The sequence below is a fragment of the Clavibacter sp. AC415 genome (genome assembly GCF_979252985.1).
Window position 1 is genome coordinate 84,618 of sequence record NZ_CEEDAR010000022.1, and the last position, 17,211, is coordinate 101,828.

The 17,211-nt window shown below is 75.1% G+C and carries 17 protein-coding genes, 1 tRNA gene and 8 pseudogenes; 11 read left to right on the top strand and 15 right to left on the bottom strand.

From position 1 onward, the window contains the following. Positions 1-86: 86 nt before the first annotated feature. Positions 87-467 carry a MarR family winged helix-turn-helix transcriptional regulator gene (locus ACZ411_RS15395; protein ID WP_464171522.1) on the top strand — a complete coding sequence of 127 codons (381 nt, stop codon included), beginning with the start codon at positions 87-89 and terminating at the stop codon, positions 465-467. Here ACZ411_RS15395 and ACZ411_RS15400 read toward each other — a convergent pair. Next, positions 430-1,155 carry a hypothetical protein gene (locus ACZ411_RS15400; RefSeq protein WP_464171486.1) on the bottom strand — a complete coding sequence of 242 codons (726 nt, stop codon included), beginning with the start codon at positions 1,153-1,155 and terminating at the stop codon, positions 430-432. The genes ACZ411_RS15395 and ACZ411_RS15400 overlap by 38 nt on opposite strands. A 420-nt stretch (positions 1,156-1,575) precedes the next feature. Further along, complete coding sequence (locus ACZ411_RS15405) at positions 1,576-1,845, bottom strand: hypothetical protein (RefSeq protein ID WP_464171487.1); 270 nt, start codon at positions 1,843-1,845, stop codon at positions 1,576-1,578. Between the two features lie 142 nt (positions 1,846-1,987). Between ACZ411_RS15405 and ACZ411_RS15410 the strand changes: the two genes are divergently transcribed. The 3 genes and pseudogenes from ACZ411_RS15410 to ACZ411_RS15420 form a co-directional block, all read left to right on the top strand. Continuing rightward, on the top strand, positions 1,988-2,752 hold the full coding sequence (locus ACZ411_RS15410) for a deoxyribodipyrimidine photo-lyase (RefSeq protein WP_464171489.1): 765 nt from the start codon (positions 1,988-1,990) through the stop codon (positions 2,750-2,752). Beyond that, positions 2,749-3,168, top strand: a pseudogene (locus ACZ411_RS15415) (FAD-binding domain-containing protein); the annotation flags it as partial. The gene ACZ411_RS15410 and the pseudogene ACZ411_RS15415, both read left to right, overlap by 4 nt. A 73-nt stretch (positions 3,169-3,241) precedes the next feature. Then, positions 3,242-3,514 (top strand): annotated as a pseudogene (locus ACZ411_RS15420) (FAD-binding domain-containing protein); the annotation flags it as partial. 60 nt (positions 3,515-3,574) lie between these two features. On the opposite strand, the gene ACZ411_RS15425 reads toward ACZ411_RS15420, so the two are convergent. Beyond that, a complete protein-coding gene (locus tag ACZ411_RS15425) occupies positions 3,575-4,666 on the bottom strand; it encodes a YihY/virulence factor BrkB family protein (protein ID WP_464171491.1) in 1,092 nt (363 codons plus the stop codon). A 300-nt stretch (positions 4,667-4,966) separates the two neighbouring features. On the opposite strand from ACZ411_RS15425, the gene panD reads away from it, so the two are divergent. Beyond that, complete coding sequence (panD, locus tag ACZ411_RS15430) at positions 4,967-5,383, top strand: aspartate 1-decarboxylase (protein WP_464171493.1); 417 nt, start codon at positions 4,967-4,969, stop codon at positions 5,381-5,383. A gap of 194 nt (positions 5,384-5,577) precedes the next feature. Here the strand turns inward: panD and ACZ411_RS15435 are convergent, their stop codons facing one another. From ACZ411_RS15435 to ACZ411_RS15465, 7 genes and pseudogenes are all read right to left on the bottom strand, one after another. Continuing rightward, entirely contained in the window at positions 5,578-6,111 is a 534-nt protein-coding gene (locus ACZ411_RS15435; RefSeq protein WP_464171528.1) for a hypothetical protein, read from the bottom strand. A gap of 40 nt (positions 6,112-6,151) precedes the next feature. After that, positions 6,152-6,250, bottom strand: a pseudogene (locus ACZ411_RS15440) (1-acyl-sn-glycerol-3-phosphate acyltransferase); the annotation flags it as partial. A gap of 224 nt (positions 6,251-6,474) precedes the next feature. Continuing rightward, positions 6,475-6,969 (bottom strand): aldo/keto reductase, encoded by a 495-nt coding sequence (locus ACZ411_RS15445; RefSeq protein ID WP_464171524.1) that lies wholly within the window; start codon positions 6,967-6,969, stop codon positions 6,475-6,477. Next, positions 6,936-7,268, bottom strand: a pseudogene (locus ACZ411_RS15450) (aldo/keto reductase); the annotation flags it as partial. The gene ACZ411_RS15445 and the pseudogene ACZ411_RS15450, both read right to left, overlap by 34 nt. 103 nt (positions 7,269-7,371) lie before the next feature. Next, positions 7,372-7,437: pseudogene (locus ACZ411_RS15455) on the bottom strand (hypothetical protein); the annotation flags it as partial. 920 nt (positions 7,438-8,357) lie between these two features. Continuing rightward, on the bottom strand, positions 8,358-8,573 hold the full coding sequence (locus ACZ411_RS15460) for a hypothetical protein (protein WP_464171495.1): 216 nt from the start codon (positions 8,571-8,573) through the stop codon (positions 8,358-8,360). Between the two features lie 713 nt (positions 8,574-9,286). Beyond that, positions 9,287-9,463, bottom strand: coding sequence for a hypothetical protein (locus ACZ411_RS15465; RefSeq protein WP_464171497.1), 177 nt, complete (start codon positions 9,461-9,463; stop codon positions 9,287-9,289). 751 nt (positions 9,464-10,214) lie between these two features. Between ACZ411_RS15465 and ACZ411_RS15470 the strand changes: the two genes are divergently transcribed. The 4 genes and pseudogenes from ACZ411_RS15470 to ACZ411_RS15485 all read left to right on the top strand — a co-directional run bounded on the left by ACZ411_RS15470 (position 10,215) and on the right by ACZ411_RS15485 (position 12,412). After that, complete coding sequence (locus ACZ411_RS15470) at positions 10,215-10,490, top strand: hypothetical protein (protein ID WP_464171499.1); 276 nt, start codon at positions 10,215-10,217, stop codon at positions 10,488-10,490. A gap of 155 nt (positions 10,491-10,645) precedes the next feature. Then, positions 10,646-10,960, top strand: a pseudogene (locus ACZ411_RS15475) (PadR family transcriptional regulator); the annotation flags it as partial. A gap of 910 nt (positions 10,961-11,870) precedes the next feature. Then, positions 11,871-12,302 (top strand): hypothetical protein, encoded by a 432-nt coding sequence (locus ACZ411_RS15480; RefSeq protein ID WP_464171501.1) that lies wholly within the window; start codon positions 11,871-11,873, stop codon positions 12,300-12,302. Next, positions 12,299-12,412: a hypothetical protein gene (locus ACZ411_RS15485; RefSeq protein WP_464171503.1), complete on the top strand. Its 114-nt coding sequence runs from the start codon at positions 12,299-12,301 to the stop codon at positions 12,410-12,412. Before ACZ411_RS15480 ends, ACZ411_RS15485 begins: the two co-directional genes overlap by 4 nt. 103 nt (positions 12,413-12,515) lie before the next feature. Here ACZ411_RS15485 and ACZ411_RS15490 read toward each other — a convergent pair. Beyond that, positions 12,516-12,587: transfer RNA gene (locus ACZ411_RS15490), tRNA-Arg, on the bottom strand. A 190-nt stretch (positions 12,588-12,777) separates the two neighbouring features. Between ACZ411_RS15490 and ACZ411_RS15495 the strand changes: the two genes are divergently transcribed. Both ACZ411_RS15495 and ACZ411_RS15500 read left to right on the top strand, forming a co-directional pair. Then, positions 12,778-14,010 carry an alpha-amylase family protein gene (locus ACZ411_RS15495; protein WP_464171505.1) on the top strand — a complete coding sequence of 411 codons (1,233 nt, stop codon included), beginning with the start codon at positions 12,778-12,780 and terminating at the stop codon, positions 14,008-14,010. After that, positions 14,004-14,126, top strand: a complete 123-nt coding sequence (locus ACZ411_RS15500; RefSeq protein WP_464171507.1) for a hypothetical protein — start codon at positions 14,004-14,006, stop codon at positions 14,124-14,126. Before ACZ411_RS15495 ends, ACZ411_RS15500 begins: the two co-directional genes overlap by 7 nt. An 89-nt stretch (positions 14,127-14,215) precedes the next feature. Here ACZ411_RS15500 and ACZ411_RS15505 read toward each other — a convergent pair whose 3' ends face one another. The 4 genes and pseudogenes from ACZ411_RS15505 to ACZ411_RS15520 form a co-directional block, all read right to left on the bottom strand. Continuing rightward, positions 14,216-14,515, bottom strand: a complete 300-nt coding sequence (locus ACZ411_RS15505; protein ID WP_464171509.1) for a hypothetical protein — start codon at positions 14,513-14,515, stop codon at positions 14,216-14,218. 151 nt (positions 14,516-14,666) lie between these two features. After that, positions 14,667-15,746, bottom strand: a pseudogene (locus tag ACZ411_RS15510) (Gfo/Idh/MocA family protein). Between the two features lie 17 nt (positions 15,747-15,763). Beyond that, a pseudogene (locus ACZ411_RS15515) lies at positions 15,764-16,464 on the bottom strand (ThuA domain-containing protein). 170 nt (positions 16,465-16,634) lie between these two features. Next, positions 16,635-17,211 (bottom strand): substrate-binding domain-containing protein (locus ACZ411_RS15520; protein ID WP_464171511.1); only part of this gene is annotated, 577 nt, incomplete at its 5' end.

Below are 17,211 nucleotides of genomic sequence, written 5' to 3' on the forward strand. Positions count from 1 at the left end.
TGCGCACCGGACGAGGAGACCTGGTGGGCGAGACCGCGGACGCCGTACGGGCCTGGGAGTCGCTGTTCCGCGCGCAGGTCAGCGTCATGCGCCGCCTCACCGCCGAGTTCCCCAGCCGCGAGCTCTCCTTCAACGAGTACGACGTGCTGTTCAACATCTCGCGGCAGCCCGAGGGGCGCCTGCGCCTGCGCGACCTGAACCAGCACGTGCTCCTCACGCAGCCGAGCGTCAGCCGCCTCATCGACCGGCTCGTCGCCCGGGGCCTCGTCGTCAAGTGCGGTGACGAGAGCGACGGCCGGGCCACGATCGTGCGCCTCACCGACGCCGGGGACGCCGCGTTCCGCAAGGTCGCCCGCGTGCACATGGAGTCGATCGCCTCCACCGTGGGCGGAGCGCTGACCTCCGACGAGCTGGACACGCTGCGCGAGCTCACCGACAAGCTGCGCGGGAGCGTGGCCGAGGCCTAGGCCCCCGATCGGCCGACGCCGGCCGTGCGAAGGGCCCGCCCCGGGCCACCAGGAGGCGCAGCAGCGCCAGGACCAGGTCGGCGGCCGTGACCAGGCACGCGGCCCAGCCGACGGCGGTCGTGAGGCCCGCGGCCAGCGGGCCGCCGGACGCGGCCAGCGCGAGGACGCCCGTGACGACCACGGCCAGCACCGCGACGGCCGTGGCGTCGACGGCGGAGAGCGGCGGCACGGCGTCGGCCGCGGCGGGCCCGCGGCGGCCGCCCGCGACCGCGCGGTGCAGACCGTCGCGGATCCGCGAGACGCCGTAGGCGGCCTCGCCCGCCTCCAGCGGCAGGTGCGTCGTCCCGAAGAGCACGTCCGCCAGCGTGCGCTCGCGGATGCGGCGCAGGGTGCGGATCTGCAGCGGCAGCCGGACCAGCACGGGGACGGCCCACCACCAGGCCGGCTGCAGCTCCCCCTGGACGCCGGCCGCGCCGAGGTAGAGCGCGATGAGCGCGTAGGACACGAAGCGGAGGACGGGCCCCACGCCGATGCGCAGCGCGGCGAGGCGGGCACGGCGCCGGTCGGCAGCGCCGGCGGGTGCACCCGCGTGCGTGAGCCGGCCGACGTGGCGGTTCCACCGGTCGCGGCGCTCGCGCATCGCGCCCCACCGCACAGCGGTGTCGACGCGCGCCCGCGCTCCGGGCACGGGCGCGGACCGGTCCTCGCCCGACAGGAGCGCCGTGAGGATCGCGGCGGAGCGGGGAGGAGGCCGCAGGCGATGCGGCGTCGGGCGCCGGGACGCGGAGCAGCGTGGCGGGCGCCAGCGGGACCGGCCCCGTGAGGCCGAGGTCGATGCCGGTCTCCACCGCGCCCACCGCCCAGTGGCGGTGCAGGAGCCGGAGGGCGCCCGCGAGCGGCCCGCGGGATCCGCTCGGCCGGGGGTCGAGCCGCGCGGAGACGCCGACGGCGTCGGGATCGCGTTCGAGCGCCTCCGCGAGGAGCTCGAGCACACGCGGCTCCAGCTCGGCGTCCGGGGACACGAGCAGCACGCGCCCCGGGTCGCCCACCAGGCGGAAGGCGAGGTCGTACGCCGACCGGAGGGGGCTCTCGCGGGGGCCGCGGTCGATCACGGTGACGGTCGTCGTCGACGGGCCCGCGCCGGGGCGGGGTGCTCGTGCACGCCGTTGAACGTGCGCGCGACCGCGAAGGCGTCGTCGTGGCTGCCGGCGACCACGACGACGACGCGCTCCGGCGGACGGGTCTGGGCGAGGAGCGACGCGAGGGCGCGCGCGATGGTGGTGCCGGAGTCGCGCGCGACGACGACCGCCGCGACGGCGTCGGGGCCGGCCGCTCCGCGGTTCGCGGACGGGGGCAGGGGAGCGCTCGGGTGGTCCATGGGCCTCTCGACGTCGGGTGCGGTCGGCGGTCGGACCCGGACGGACGCGCACTGCCACGACCGATGTTACGGGCCGCCCGGCTGCGTCCGCGCGAGGACCGCACACCCGCCGCCGGACGGACACCGTCCTAGGCTCGGAGACATGAGCGACGACGACGCCCCCGACCGCGGATCCACCGACCGGGAGGGCCCGTCGGCGGCGCACGGACCGAGCATCGTGTGGCTGCGCGACGACCTGCGCGTGGCCGACAACCCGGCGCTGCACGCGGCGGTCGAGCGGGGCGAGCCGGTCGTGGTGCTGTACGTGCTCGACGAGGAGAGCGACGGGATCCGCCCGCTCGGCGGCGCCGCCCGCTGGTGGCTGCACATGAGCCTGTCGCGCCTCGGGGAGTCGCTCCGGGACCTGGGCTCGCCGCTCGTGCTGCGCCGCGGACCGGCCGCGCGCGTGCTCGCGGAGCTCGTCGAGGAGACCGGGGCGGGTGCCGTGCTCTGGAACCGGCGCTACGGCGGGGCGGAGATCGCGGTCGACACCGGCATCAAGAAGGACCTGGGGGACCAGGGCCTCGACGTCCGCAGCTTCCAGGGATCGCTCCTGGTGGAGCCGTGGACCGTCACCAACAAGCAGGGCGAGCCGTTCCGCGTGTACTCGCCGTTCTGGAAGACCGCGCAGGAGCGGGAGGAGCCGCGGAAGCCGCTCCCCGCGCCCACGGGGCTCGACGCGCCGCGGAGGCGCCCCGGCACGGACGACCTCGACGACTGGGGTCTGCTGCCGACGCGACCCGACTGGGCCGGCGGGCTCCGCGAGTCCTGCGACCCGGGCGAGGCCGCGGGCCTGCAGCGCCTCGAGGACTTCGTGCACCGCGAGCTGAGGACTACGCCGCCCAGCGCGACGAGCCCGCCGCGATGACCACGTCGCGGCTGTCGGCGTACCTGCGCTGGGGCGAGGTGAGCCCGTTCCAAGTCTGGCACCGGGTGCAGCGCACGCGCGGCAGGAAGGTCGGCGGCGACGAGGCCAACGCCACGAAGTTCCTGTCCGAGCTCGGATGGCGGGAGTTCAGCTACCACCTGCTGTACCACCAGCCCGACCTCGCCACCCGGAACTTCAGCCCGCGGTTCGACGGCTTCCCGTGGGAGGAGCCGACCGACGGAACGCTGGGCGCCTGGCAGCGCGGGCAGACCGGCGTGCCGCTCGTCGACGCCGGCATGCGCGCGCTCTGGAAGGACGGCCACCTGCACAACCGCGTGCGCATGGTCGTCGCGTCGTTCCTCATCAAGAACCTGCTGATCGACTGGCGGCTCGGGGAGCAGTGGTTCTGGGACACGCTCGTCGACGCGGACGCCGCCAACAACGCCGCCAGCTGGCAGTGGGTCGCGGGATCCGGGGCCGACGCGGCGCCGCTGCTTCCGCGTGTTCAACCCGGTGCTGCAGGGGCAGAAGTTCGACCCGGCCGGCGAGTACATCCGGTCGTACGTGCCCGAGCTCGCGCACGCGCCCCGCGACGTGGTGCACGAGCCGTGGAAGGCCCAGGGCGACCTGGTCACGAGCGCCGAGGACGACGCGGACTCCGCGGCCGACGGAGGCCTCGCGGCCTATCCGTCGCCCATCGTGGACCTCAAGGAGTCCCGGCGTCGCGCGCTCGCGGCGTACGACGAGGTCAAGGACCGCTGACGCGCGAGGGGCCGGCGCGCGGATCGCGCACCGGCCCCTGGGTGACGTGTCGGCGGCGGATCAGGAGCGGTCGTCCGCCCGGTCCTCGCGGCCGAGGCGCTCGTCGCGGTCGTGGCGCTCGCGGATCCCGCGGCCGCGCTTCACGTCCTCGCGCTCCGCGGCGGCCTTCTTGTCGCTCACGGCGGTGTCCCGCGGCGGCAGCTGGATCGTCTCCTCGGCCGCGATGCCCGCCTGCAGCTGACGGCCCCGCTCGAGCTCCGCGTCGAACTCGGCGCCGAACAGCAGCGCGAGGTTCGCGATCCAGAGCCAGAGCAGGAAGATGACGACGCCGGCGAGGGCGCCGTAGTTCTTGGCGTAGTCCGAGAAGTTCGTGACGTAGAACGCGAACGCGACCGAGGCGACGACCAGGATGAGGAGCGCGAGGGCGGCGCCCATGCTCATCCACCGGAACCTCGGCTGCTTCGCGTTCGGGGTGGCGTAGTAGAGGATGCCGAGGAGCAGGACGATCAGCAGCGCCAGCACCGGCCACTTGGCGATCGACCACACGAGCTGCACCGTCTCGCCGAGGCCCAGCGCCTGCCCGATGGCCTCCGTCACGGGTCCGGAGATCGCGATGATGAGCGCGCACACCAGCAGGATCACGATGCCGATCACCGTGACGGCGAGCTGCGTGGGCTTGAGCTTCCAGAACGGCCGACCCTCGGAGATCTCGTAGATGCGGTTCATGGCGCGGCTGAAGGCGCCGACGTAGCCGGACGCCGACCAGATCGCCAGGACCACTCCGGAGACGAGCGCGAAGCCCGCCGCGGGGGAGTCGACGAAGCCGGCGAGCACGGGAGTGAGCAGGTCGAGGGCCGACTGCGGCGCGAAGCCCTCGAGGACGGCGAGGACCGCGTCCACGGTGCTCTGCCCCTGCCCGAACACGCCGAGCAGCGAGATGATCGCGATGAGCGCCGGGAACAGCGACAGGACCGCGTAGTAGGTCAGCGACGCGGCGATGTCGGTGCACTGGTCGGAGCCGAACTCGCGCATGGTCTTGCGGAGGACGTACTTCCACGACGGCTTCTCGATGTCCGTCGGGGAGTCGGGCTTGCGCGCGTCGTCCTGGTCGGGCCGGTCCTCGATGGTGCCGGCTGTGTCTCGTCCTGCCACTGGTGCCTCCGTGGTGATCGGTGCGGGTGGGGTCCCCTCCCCCAGCGTGGCCCGCGGGCGGCGGCGCGCATAGCCCGTCCGGCGGCCCTCCCGTGCCCGCGCGGCCGCTGCAGCGCGCCCCCGGACGCCCGCGTCCGCGCTGCCCACGCAGGTCTCGTACACTCGCCGAGGGCCACGCGCGATCCGGATCCGGCGCCCGCCGGAACATCCGCCCGCCGCCGCGCGTTGCCATCGTGACCGCCCCGCGATCACCGTGCTCCGCCGACGCGCGCACGGACGCCGCCCGGCAGAGGAGGACGCATGCTGCGCACCATGATGACCGCGAAGATCCACCGCGCCACGGTGACGCACGCCGACCTGCACTACGTCGGCTCGGTGACGGTCGACCGCGACCTGCTCGACGCCGCGGACATCCTCGTGGGCGAGCGCGTGAGCATCGTCGACGTGACCAACGGCGCCCGGCTCGACACCTACACGATCGCCGGCGAGCGCGGCAGCGGCGTGCTCGGGATCAACGGCGCCGCCGCCCACCTCGTGGGCGTGGGGGACGTGGTGATCCTCATGGCCTACGGGCAGATGACGACCGAGGAGGCCCGCGCCCTCGAGCCGCACGTGGTGCACGTCGACGCCCGGAACCGCATCGCCCGCGTGGACGCCGACCCCACGGCGCCGCCCGCGCCGGGCCTCGAGCGGTCGCCGCTCTCCGAGCCGGCCTGACCCGCCTCCCGCGACGGCGCATCACTGTACTGGGTCCCCCAAACGACGGACAGAGGCCGGTCCCCCCAATACGGGGTACATTCCCGCGCAAGCCGGAGGAACGCCAGGATGCCGGGCTACCGTGGAGGCATCCGGTACGGCTCTTCGGGTGAGCTGTACCCGAACCAGCCGGTTCGTCTGCGGGTAACAGACGTTCACGTGCGCAGTCCGGCCCGGGCCTCGAAGGTCCGGGCCGGTACGTCATCCCCGTCGGTCCGTCCGGATCCGCCGCGTCGACCGGTGTTGCGCGACCGGCCGACCTCAGCGCTCCTCGGCCCGTCGACGGCGTCGCTCGTCGCGCTCGGCGTCCGCTGCCGCGGCCTCTGCGGGCGTCGGCGCCGTGCCGCCGAGGTGGCGCGGCTGCCACCCTCCGCGCCGCGCCCGTCGACCGGGTAGTCGGCCTGCAGCCGGTCGACCAGCTCCTGGAGCTCGCCGCGCAGGGCGTCGGTGACGACGCGCGGGATCCGCGTCCGGCGCCACCGGGATCCGCTCGCCCGCCCGCATGCGCACGAGGCACGCGCGATGCGGTGGCGCGCAGGCGGATGCGGTGGTCCTTGGTCAGCAGCCGGTGCCCGCCCCAGCACGGCGACGGGGACGATGGGCACGCCGGCCTCGGCGGCCAGCCGGGCCGCTCCCGTCTTCAGCTCGCGCACGCGGAACGACGCGCTCGCGCCCGCCTGGGGAAGCACCGCGAGCTTCCCCGGCGCGGAGCGCCGCGACGGCGTCGGCGTAGGCCTCGGCACCCGCCGTCATGTCGACGCTGATGTGGCGCATGCGGCGGAGGACCCAGCCGACGCCGGGCTGGTCGAACGCGCCCTTCTTCGCCATGAAGCGGATGCGGCGGCGCCCATGCAGCCAGCGTCGCCCACTCGACGAGCGCGAACTCGAGGTACCCGAAGTGCGTCATCGCGATGACGGCGCCGCCGGTCTCGGGGATCCGCTCCCGTCCGTCGGCGACCAGGCGGAGGCGGAGGGACCCGAAGAGCGCGCGGCCCAGGATCACGGCGGTCCCGTAGACGGGCTCGCGGGTGCGGCGGCTCATGCGACAGACCCTACGGGCCCCGCCTCGCGGTGCGCCGGAGAGCCGACGCTCGCCGGACCGGCTCGTCGGCTCCCGGGCGCTCCGCCGCGGCTGAGCGGCGGCGGCGGACTGGGTCCAGCCAGTAGTTGGAGAACCCCGTGTCGGCCGGGTTCACGTTCTGACCGGGCGGCACGATCTCGTCGATGCGGTCGAGCGTCGCGGCGTCGAGCTCCAGGGTCGCCGCGTCGAGCTGGGACTCGAGCTGCTCCATGGTGCGCGGGCCGATGATCGCGCTGGTGACGGCCGGATGGCGCGGCGCGAACGCCAGCGCCAGGTGCACGAGCGGCACGCCGAGCTCGTCCGCGAGGGCGCCGGGCCGGTCGGCGGCCTCGAGCTTCGGGTCGGACGGGTGGTCGCCAGGGACGGGTCGCGGTCGTTGCGGTGCGTCTTCGGCATCTCCTGGCCCTTGCGGTACTTGCCGGAGAGCCATCCGCCGGCGAGCGGGCTGCCGACGAGCGTGCACCATGCCGTGCCGCTGGGTCGTGGGCAGGAGGTCCGCCTCGATGCCGCGCGTGAGGAGCGAGTGGGCGGCTGCTCCGTGACGAAGCGCGCCGTGCCCCGGTCGCGGGCGGCCCACTGGGCCTCGACGACCTGGCTGGGTTGGAACGTGGACGAGCCGATGTAACGCACCTTGCCCTGGGAGACCAGGTCGGTGAGGGCGCCGAGGGTCTCCTCGATGTCCGTGTGCTCGTCCGGCCGGTGCATCTGGTACAGGTCGATGTAGTCGGTGCCGAGGCGGCGCAGCGAGTCCTCGACGGCGCGCATGATCCAGCGGCGCGACCCGCCGCGGTGGTTGGCCTCCCGGCTTCATGCCGTTGAAGAACTTGGTGGCGAGGACGATGTCGTCCCGGCGGCCGGACTGCGCGATCGCCTTGCCGACGATCTCCTCCGACTCGCCGTAGGCGTAGATGTCGGCCGTGTCGAGGAAGGTGATCCCGGCGTCGGGCGCGGTGGATCGCGCGGATGGACTTCTCGTGGTCGGTCTCGCCCCATGCGCCGAACATCATGGTGCCGAGGCAGAGCGCGAGACCTCCACGCCCGTGCGTCCGAGGTGGGTGGTGGGCTGCTCCCGTGGACTGCTCTGTCATGAGCGCCACGCTACGCGCTAGGCGTCGGCGCGGCCGCTCTCGGCGCCGGCATCGGCGCGGTCGGCCGCGGTTCAGTTCGGTCTCGGTGGACGCACCGGGCTCGACCGTGGCCTGGGCCTCGTCGTCCATCGTCTCCAGCGTGATGTCGGCCTCGGGGGCCTCCTGGCCGTCGGCGTCGAGCGGCACGATGTCATCGCCGAGACGGCGACGGGCCGCCTCCTCGCGCTGCACGCGGATCCGCTCGAGCTTCTCCTCGCGCAGGCGCAGGCGCTCGGTGTCGACCTCGACCCGGCGCACCGTGACGCCACGGGTGGGTCCGGCGGCCTTGGCCGGGGTGGTCTTGCGGGACGGCTCGCGCTTGGCGGCCTCGCTCGCGGGCTTCCGCGACGAGCGTGCCCGACTTCGCGGCGGCCGAGGCGGGCTTCGTCGAGGACACGGCCGGCGGCTTCCCGGAACCCGGGCAGCGCTCGTGGTTCCGGTACAGTGGTCGAGGATGTTGCCCGTGGCCATGCCGACGGGGTCGGCCTTGCCGCAGACCGAGCACTTCGTCGCGAGGGGTTGCTGCCACGTTCGATACCACTTTCCATCGCCGCGCCGTCGCCGGACCGAGGATGCCGGTCGGCCGGACGGCGCCTGTCCCACGGTACCCGACGCACGAGGTGCGGGGATACCGACTGCCCGACCCGGGCGCGTCAGGCGGGGACGCAGGTGGTGCGCATCCGCACCACCACGGCGCCGTCCGCCTCCTCGACCTCCAGCCCGACCGTCACGGACGCGAGCTGGTGAGGCCGGCGAGGTGGGTCCCGCCGCACGGGATCCGGGCCGTGCCGTCGGGCAGCTCGCACACCCAGGAGCGGCGCGAGGTGAGCAGGTCGCCCTCGCGCTCGATCCGCGCGGCCGCCCCCGAGGCCACCCACCCGGCGAGCGTGGCGTCGACCTCGGCGCGCACCTCGTCGAGGCGCTCGAGGAGCGCGGCGGGCACGAAGCCCTTCTTCCGGAGCGACTTGCCCAGCCGGTAGACGTCGACCGACGACCACGGGCCGATGCGCGAGGTCCCGATGGCGAGCGCGTCGAAGCCCGGGGCGCCGTCGTCCGCGGGACGTCCTTCGTCCAGGCGGCGGCCAGCGCGCGGTCGAGGGCGAGGGAGGCGAGGTGGCAGCCCGTGTGGCCGGCGCTGAGCGCCCGGCGGTGCTCGGGATCCACGGCGACCTCGGCCGCGTCGCCCGCGCGCACGTCGGCGTCGCCCGGGACGACGTGGACGGCGACGAACGACCAGCCGTCGCGCCCTTCTTGACGGGGACGTCCGCGCCCACGTGCAGCGCGGCCTCGCCCCCCGCGGGAGCCGCCTCGGCCGCCCCCACGAGGCAGTCGAACACCTCGATGCCGGCGCCGCGCACCCGAGCGCCAGGCGCGGTCCGCGGGCTGGTCGGGCCAGGCGGCGTCGACCGGGTGGCACGCGGTCGCGTCGAGGACGACCGCGAGGGTCCCGTCGTCGCGGGCGTCGACGCGGAGGACCGTGCCCTCGGAGGCGACGGCTCCCGCCGGGTAGGTGACGCGCGTGGGCGGCAGGGCGACGGCGCCGGCGGGGGTGGAGGTCATGGCGGCTCCCGGTTCGGTGTGCCCCGATCCTCGCAGAACGGGCGCGGCGGTCCCGGCCCCGCGGACCCGGGCACCGGCGGATCGGGCACCCGCGGGTCAGGCACCCGCACCCCGTGCGGGCGCCCGGCCGAGGACGCGGCGGAGCACGGCGCGCTCCCCCAGCGTCCACGCGGCGCTCGCCAGGAGGTACAGGGCGGCCGCGAGCGGGGCGATGGCGGCGAACGCCACCGTGACGAACGGCAGCACGCGGAGCATCCCCGCCATGCCGGGCACCGCCGGATCGACGGAGCGCGGGCGGGCCCTGGAAGCGGAGGTCGGCGGGCCGACGCGCCTCCGCGACCGCCGCCAGCACGGCGAGCGCGGCGGCGCAGACGAGCACCGGCGCGAGCCCCAGCCCCGCGGACGCCAGGGCGCTGGTCCCGAGGGGCACGCCGCCGAACGGGGCCGCGAGCAGGGCGTTGGCCTCGCCGCCGATCCGTCCGTGCGCGAACAGGGCGTAGACGGCCGCGAGCACGGGCGCCTGCGCGAGCGTCGGGAGGCATCCGGCGAGCGGCGACGCGCCCTCGCGGCGCGTAGAGCTCCTGCGTCGCGCGCGACGGCCGCTCGGGCTTCCCGGCGTGCCGGCGGCGGAGGTCGGCGAGCGCGGGCGCCAGGCGGCGGCGCTGGATCTCGGCGCGCACCTGGGCGACGCCGACGGGCGCCGAGCAGGGCCCGCACGCCGAGGGTCAGCAGGACGACGGCGACGCCGGTCGCCGAGGCGCCGGCGAGCGGGTGGATCAGGTCGGCGAGGCCGACGACGAGCTGGGACAGGCCGTCGAGGACGGCTCGGACGGGGGCGATCGAATGTGGGGTCCACGGGATTCCTTGCGACGAGAGCGGAGGGGGTGCGTCTGGTCGTCGCATGCCGGCGCGCGCCCCGGTCCCGTGCCGTGACGGCGGGGGACCCGTGCAGGCCGCGGTCAGGCGGCCGGGAGCGGCGCGGGCACGACGACCCGCATCGCGCGGCCCGGGCCCGGGAGCGCTCGTGGCCGTCGGCGTCCGGGTCGCTGGAGGAGACGAGGACCGGGAGGTCGACGTCCTCGTCGGGTCGCCGCGGCGGCGCACCGCGCCCGAGGAGCCCGCGGGCGGCGGCGACGCGCACGAGCGCGACCGCGGCGGCCACGGAGGCGGCGGAGGCCGCGCCCACGAGGGCCGCGAGCAGCACCGCCGGCGCCACGCCCGCACCGCCCAGCACGACGTCGCCCAGGAGGGCGAGGACGCGGCCGAGGGCCTCCAGCACGAGGGGCATGCTCGACGGTAGCACCGGCGAGCCGTGGCGGCACGAGGGTCCGGGAGCCCGACGACGACCCGGGAGCCGGGCCCAGCGGCCCCGCCTGCTCGGACACGCCGCATGCACGGCACTCCGAGGTACCGCGCAGTGCGTGATACTGTGCGACGCATGAGAGAGACCGGCTGATGGACACCACGCAGCTCCTCAAGGGAGCGCTCGACACGGCGGTGCTCGCCGTCGTGCAGCACGACGACGGGTACGGCTACGACATCGTCCGGCGCCTCCGCGACGCCGGCCTCGGCGACGTGGGCGACGCCTCGGTGTACGGCACGCTCCGCCGCCTCTACGCGGCCGGCGCCCTGTCGAGCTACGTGGTGCCGTCGGAGGGCGGCCCGCGCCGGAAGTACTACGCGATCAACCCCGAGGGCCGCGAGCTCCTCGCCGGGCAGCGCGCCACCTGGGCCGCCTTCGCCACGGCGATGAGCGGGCTCCTCGGCGACCCCGGCCTCGCCGCCGACCCCGATCCGCGGGACGGGCCGGCGGCGCCGGCGTCGGATCCGCTCCGCATCCGTCCACGTCCGCACGATCGGAGAGAAGCCGTGAACACCGCAGATCCCGCCCTCGACACCCGCATCCGGGCCTTCGCCGCCGCCGTGCGCGCCCGGCTGGCCGACCTCGACCCGGAGGACGTCGACGACCTCACGGGCGGCCTCGCGGCCGACCTGCAGGAGGAGGCCGCGGATCACGACGGCGCCCTCGAGCTCGGCGACCCGGTGCGCTACGCCGACGAGCTGCGCTCCTCCGCGGGGCTGCCCCAGCGCTCGGCGACGACGCCGGCCGCCTCGCCTGTCGCTGCTCCGGCAGCGGTTCGACGAGACCGGGCGCGAGACGCTGCGCACCGTGCGTGGGAACCGCGAGCTCTCCGCGATCCTCGACCTCCTGATCGTCTTCCGCCCGGTGTGGTGGCTGCTGCGGGCCTGGGCCGGCTACCAGTGCGCCCTCATCGTGCTCGCCGTCGTCTTCGGCTCCTCCCACCCTTCACGCTGCTCCCCGGCGGTCCGCTGGGCTGGCTGCTGCTCGCCGCGCTCACGCTGGTCAGCGTGCAGTGGGGCCGGGGCCGCTGGGCGAGCCGGTATCCGGACCTCGCGGACGGTCGTCAGCGTGGCCACCGCCCTCTCGCTCGTGGTCCTCGTCCCCGTCGCGCTCACCGACTCGGCAAGCGACGGATACGTCGACGAGAGCGCCTACTGCGCCGCCGTACCAGGAGCCGGGGCTCTCCCTGGACGGCAAGGCGATCGCGAACCTGTTCGCCTACGACGCCGAGGGGGACCTCCTCGACCGCGTGCAGCTGTTCGACCAGGACGGGGAGCCCGTGACGACGGTCAGCGGCATCAGGAGGACGGCCGGGTCGTGGACCCGACCACGGGCGAGTACGTGACGCCCGCCGACGGCGCCTGGAACGTGTTCCCCCTCGACCGGGACATGATCGCCGTCGCCGACGGGAGCGTGCCCGTCGGCTCGGAGGTCGTGCGTCCGCCGTTCGCCAAGGCGCTGCCCCTGGGGTGCCGTCGGCACCCCGACGCCGAGCCCGTCGCCGAGCGGCGACGCGACGACGGCGCCGGAGGACGCGCCGGTCGGGGAGCCCAGCACCGAGACCACGCCCACCCCGGAGCCGACCCCGTGAGCGCGCTCGTCGACCACGGGCGCGGCAGCGGAGCGATCGGCACCGGCACGGACCTGGCACGGCTGACGGCACGCGAGCGCGAGATCCTCGTGCTGGTGGCCCGCGGCTCTCGAACGCGGAGATCGCCGGGCGCCTGTTCCTCGCGCCCACCACGGTGAAGACGCACGTGAGCCGGACGCTCGACAAGCTCGGGGTGCGCGATCGCCTGCACGCGACGATCTGGGCGTACGAGCACGGGGTGGTGGCACCGCTCACGGCGGTCCGCTGAGTCCGGCCACGGCGGACAGGACGGCCCGGGAGACGAGAACGGCCCGCACGAGGCGGGCCGTTCCATTCTGTCTCAAACCAGAGATGCGCACCCGGAGGTGCTGTGCGCCCGGAGGGATTCGAACCCCAACCTTCTGATCCGTAGTCAGATGCTCTATCCGTTGAGCTACGGGCGCAGTCGTGCGGCGATGATCCCCGCGAGCGGCGATCAGGCCGGGAGACAGACTACATGCTCGCGGGCCGCCTCGCGAATCCGGGCGGCGCAGGGCCCGCCGGCGGCCGCCCGATGTCCCGCGGAGCCCGACCGGCGGCCGGCCCGCGACCCGCTGATTAGGCTGGATCGACCCGAACCGCGAGGAGCGACCCTTGGCATCCTGGACCGATCACGTCGTCTGGTGGCACGTCTACCCGCTCGGCTCCACGGGCACCCCGCAACCGCGACGACCTCGCCGGCCCCGACGGCGGCTCCCCGCGGGCCCCGCGGCCGAGCCCGCGCACCGCCTCGACCGGATCCGCGCATGGCTCCAGTACCTCGTCGACCTCGGCGCCAACGGCCTGCTGCTCGGCCCGGTCTTCGACTCGGAGACGCACGGCTACGACACCCGCGACCACCTCGCGCTCGATCCGCGGCTCGGCGACGACGCCGACCTCGACGCCCTCCTCGCCGACGCATCCGCGCGCGGCGTGCGCGTCCTCCTCGACGGGGTCTTCAACCACGTGGGCCGCAGCCACCCAGGTTCGTCCAGGCGCTCGCCGACGGTCCCGGCTCCCGAGGCGGCGTCCTGGTTCCGGTGGGACGAGGCCGGGGAGCCCGTGCGCTTCGAGGGCCACGGGGCGCTCGTCACGCTCGACCACGACTCCGAGGCCGTGCGCGCGCACGTCGCCGACGTGATGGTGCACTGGCTCGACCGCGGGATCTCCGGCTGGCGGCTCGACGCGGCGTACGCCGTGCCCGCCGCGTTCTGGGCCGCCGTCCTCCCGCGCGTCCGCGAGCGGCACCCCGACGCGTGGTTCGTCGGCGAGATGATCCACGGCGACTACGCCGGCTACCGCGCATCGACCGTCGACTCCATCACCGCCTACGAGCTGTGGAAGTCGATCCGGAACTCGATCGCCGAGCGGAACCTCTTCGAGCTCGACTGGACGCTCACGCGGCACGCCGAGCTGCTGCCGTCGTTCACGCCGCAGACCTTCGTCGGCAACCACGACGTGACCCGCATCGCCTCCGCCGTGGATCCGCGGCACCTCGGCCACGCCGTGGCCCTGCTGCTCCTGCTGCCCGGCATCCCGTCGATCTACGCGGGCGACGAGCGCGGCCTCACGGGCGTGAAGGAGGACCGCGCGGGCGGCGACGACGCCGTGCGCCCCGCCTACCCCGCCACCCCGGAGGAGCTGCCCGACGACCCGGACGCCGCGCGGATCCGGAGCCTGCACCAGGAGCTCGTCGGCCTCCGCCGCCGGCACCCCTGGCTGGTCGACGCCGGGATCGCGACCTCCGGCTCACCAACACCGCCCTCACGGTCACGCTGCGGTCCTCGGGCTCCGGCGCGGCAGGCGGCGTCGCACCCCGGCCCCCGGACGCGCTCCGCCTCGTGCTGAACCTCGGCGACGAGCCCGTCGAGGTCACCGGATCCACCGATCGAGTCGAGGCGGGCGGCCTCGACGGCGCGGGACGCCTGCCGGCGCACTCGTGGGCGGTGCTGGCGGGCGCGTAGGAACCCGCCACCGCTCCGAGGGCAGCGCCCGCTGCCGGGCCCGCTGCGCGCCCTCCCGGGCGTCGCGCCCGTGCCGCGCCCCGCAGCGCTCAGACCGCGCGGTGGGGCCAGCCGTAGACCTCGGCGAGGAGCGCGGCCCGGGCCGCGTGCGCCGCGGCCTCCTCCTCGGCCTCCGCGTCCGGGTCCTCGTCGGCGGGGGCGAAGCGCCCGTCCGCGACCTCCGGCCCGTCGTCGTCGAAGGGGCAGTACGTGAGCGGCCACTCGACCGCCGTGAGCGTCGGCCACACGGCCGCGTCGGTGGCGTCCGCGGCGTCGACAGCACCGCCCGGCCCCTCCTCGTCGCGGCGCACGGAGGCGAGCAGCTGCCCGTCGGCCGGACGCGCGTCCACGGCGCGCAGCCCCTCCGTCGCCGTACGGCACGAAGAGGAACTGCGAGAAGTGGCGGGTCACGGCGTCAGGGTAGTGCGCGGCGGGTGCCGGGAACGGCGGGCGGACGGGATTGTGGAAGGCTGCCCACCATCCGCCCGCACGCCGGCCGGATCAGTCGCCGGAGCGGCCCGGCTGGCCCAGCGGCACCGCCTCGGGGCGCTCCACGGTGCTCCGATCTCCCGTCGACGACGGGTCGAGGATCACGTCCATCACCTCCAGCACGTGGAACGCGAGCTCGCCGGACGCCCGGTGCGGTGCCCCGCGGCGGATGGCGTCGGCCATCTCCGCCAGACCGCATCCGCGGCCGGCATGACGAAGCCGGCGCTCGGCTCGACGTCGGTCCACTCGCGATCCGCGGACGTCGCGACCTGCACGGTCCCCGAGAAGTGGTTGGGATCGGGCACCGAGAGGGTGCCCGCGGTGCCGTACACCTCGATGTTCGGGATGCGCGTCGCCCAGACGTCGAAGCTCATCGTCACGGTGGACACCGCGCCCGAGGCGTGGGTGAGCACGGCGCTCACGTGCGTGTCGACCGTCCACGGGGATCTCGCGGGAGTCCGGATCGGAGGCGGCGGACCGCACGCGCGGTCGGACCGGAGCGACGCGCCCTGCACCCGCGTGACGGGTCCGAGCAGCGTCACGAGCGCGGTCAGGTAGTACGGGCCCATGTCGAACAGCGGCCCGGCACCCGGCTGGAGTAGTAGAACGCCGGCGCGGGGTGCCAGAGCTCGTGGCCGGGCGCGCCCCAGAAGGCGTTCGCCGCGACGGGCCGACCGATCGTGCCCGCGTCGAGCACGGCACGCGCCGTCTGGATCCCGGTGCCCAGCACGGTGTCGGGAGCGGATCCGACCCGGAGCCCCCGCTCCTCCGCGAGGCGCAGGATCGGCTCGGCCTCGGCGGGGCTCAGCGCCAGCGGCTTCTCGCCGTACACGTGCTTGCCGGCCTCGAGCGCCCGCAGGTCGACCTCGGCGTGCGCGGCGGGGATGGTGAGGTTCAGCACCGTGTCGATGCGCGGGTCGGCGATGAGGTCGTCGACGCTCAGCGCATCCACGCCCTGCGCCTCGGCGACGGCGCGAGCACGGTCGAGGTCGAGGTCGGCGACCGCGACGAGCCGGACGCCCGGCAGGGACTCGAACGCGGCGAAGTACTGCTCGCTGATCTTCCCCCGACGCCGACGATCCCCAGGGTCATGGCGTCGTCGTCGTGCTTCAGCGTGCTGCCCACAGGAGGCCCCTCTCGATGATGGTGCGGACGTTCGGGTCCTCGACGACCTCGATGCGGTGGCCGGGGGCGGAGACGAAGATGCGGCCCTCGCCCCACTGGCGGGTCCAGATGGCGGGTGCCGTCACGGGCCGGTGCCACGGATCCCACGGGCGGACCGTCTGCGTGGTGGTGGCCAGCACGTCGTTGTACTCGTCGCTCAGCGCCCAGGTACTGCTCGGTGACGAGGTCGAAGTCGGCGATGCCCTGCGTGATCTCGTGCGTGCGCCCGAGCTCCGTCATCTCGACCGTGTACGGGATGTAGTTGTCGGACTGCTCGCCGGTGCGCTCCGCCGGGTCCTTGCCCGCATGGTGGGCGAACTGGCCGCCGATCATGTGCAGGTAGTCGGCGGTGTTCCGGTAGGAGTCGGCGATGCCGCCGTGCCAGCCGGCCATGCCGGTGCCCGCGATGACGGCGGCGCGGAGGCCCGCCATCTCCTCCGGCGTCGATGGTGGTCATGGTGTTGGCCTGCACGATGAGGTCGGTCTCGGCCATGGCGTCGGCGTCGGCGTAGACGGCCGATCCCTCCTCGACGCGGACGTCGAAGCCGTTCTCCTCGAGGAACGGGATGAACAGCCCGGTCGTCTCCACGGGCGTGTGGCCGTCCCAGCCGCCGCGGACGATGAGCGCCTTCCGCGCCGCGGTCACGCGAGGACCGTCCGCTCGGGCTGGCCGCTGGGCGGACTGACGGACGTGCGGGGCATCTGCATCACTGCGACTCCTTCGTCGAGCGCCACCGGTCGGCTGCCGTGCGCCCCTCGAACGCTACGCACCGGCGGACGGCGGGGGCAAGCAGGGCGCGGACGATCCGAAACCTTTCACTCGCGCGCCGACACCCCGTCCGCCGGGACCGCCGTGCTGCCGCGCTCCACGAGCGCTGTCGCGAGGTCGAGGCGCGTCGGCTCGTCACTCCGGCCCTCGCGGATCCGCAGGACCATGCGCGCGGCGGCCTCCGCCATCTCGCGCACCGGCTGGCGCACGGTGCTCAGCGCGGGCGAGACGATGCGGGCGAACGGGAGGTCGTCGTAGCCGAGTACCGAGAGGTCGGCCGGGATGCGGATCCCCCGCTCGCGCGCCGCCTCGTAGAGCCCGAGGGCCTGCTCGTCGTTGCCGGCGAAGATCGCGGTGGGCCGCTCCGGCGCGTCCAGCAGCTCGCCGCCGGCGCGGTAGCCGGCCGAGCGGCCGAAGTCGCCCTCGCGCTCGTCGAGCGTCACGTGGGGCCCGGCGGCCTCCAGCGCGGAGCGGAAGCCCGACATCCGCGCGCGGGAGTAGAGGCGGTGCGGGGGGCCGCTGATCGCGCCGATGCGCGTGTGCCCGAGGCCGAGGAGGTGCTCCCCCGCCGCGTGGCCGCCCTCCCAGTTCGTGGACCCGACCGCCGGCACGTCCGCCGCGGGC

Coding starts and splice junctions, on each gene's coding strand:
- ACZ411_RS15395 (WP_464171522.1), top strand. CDS start 87: ATGCGCCGCCTCACCGCCGAGTTCCCCAGCCGCGAGCTCTCCTTCAAC.
- ACZ411_RS15405 (WP_464171487.1), bottom strand. CDS start 1,845: ATGGACCACCCGAGCGCTCCCCTGCCCCCGTCCGCGAACCGCGGAGCG.
- ACZ411_RS15410 (WP_464171489.1), top strand. CDS start 1,988: ATGAGCGACGACGACGCCCCCGACCGCGGATCCACCGACCGGGAGGGC.
- panD (WP_464171493.1), top strand. CDS start 4,967: ATGCTGCGCACCATGATGACCGCGAAGATCCACCGCGCCACGGTGACG.
- ACZ411_RS15445 (WP_464171524.1), bottom strand. CDS start 6,969: ATGGTGCACGCTCGTCGGCAGCCCGCTCGCCGGCGGATGGCTCTCCGG.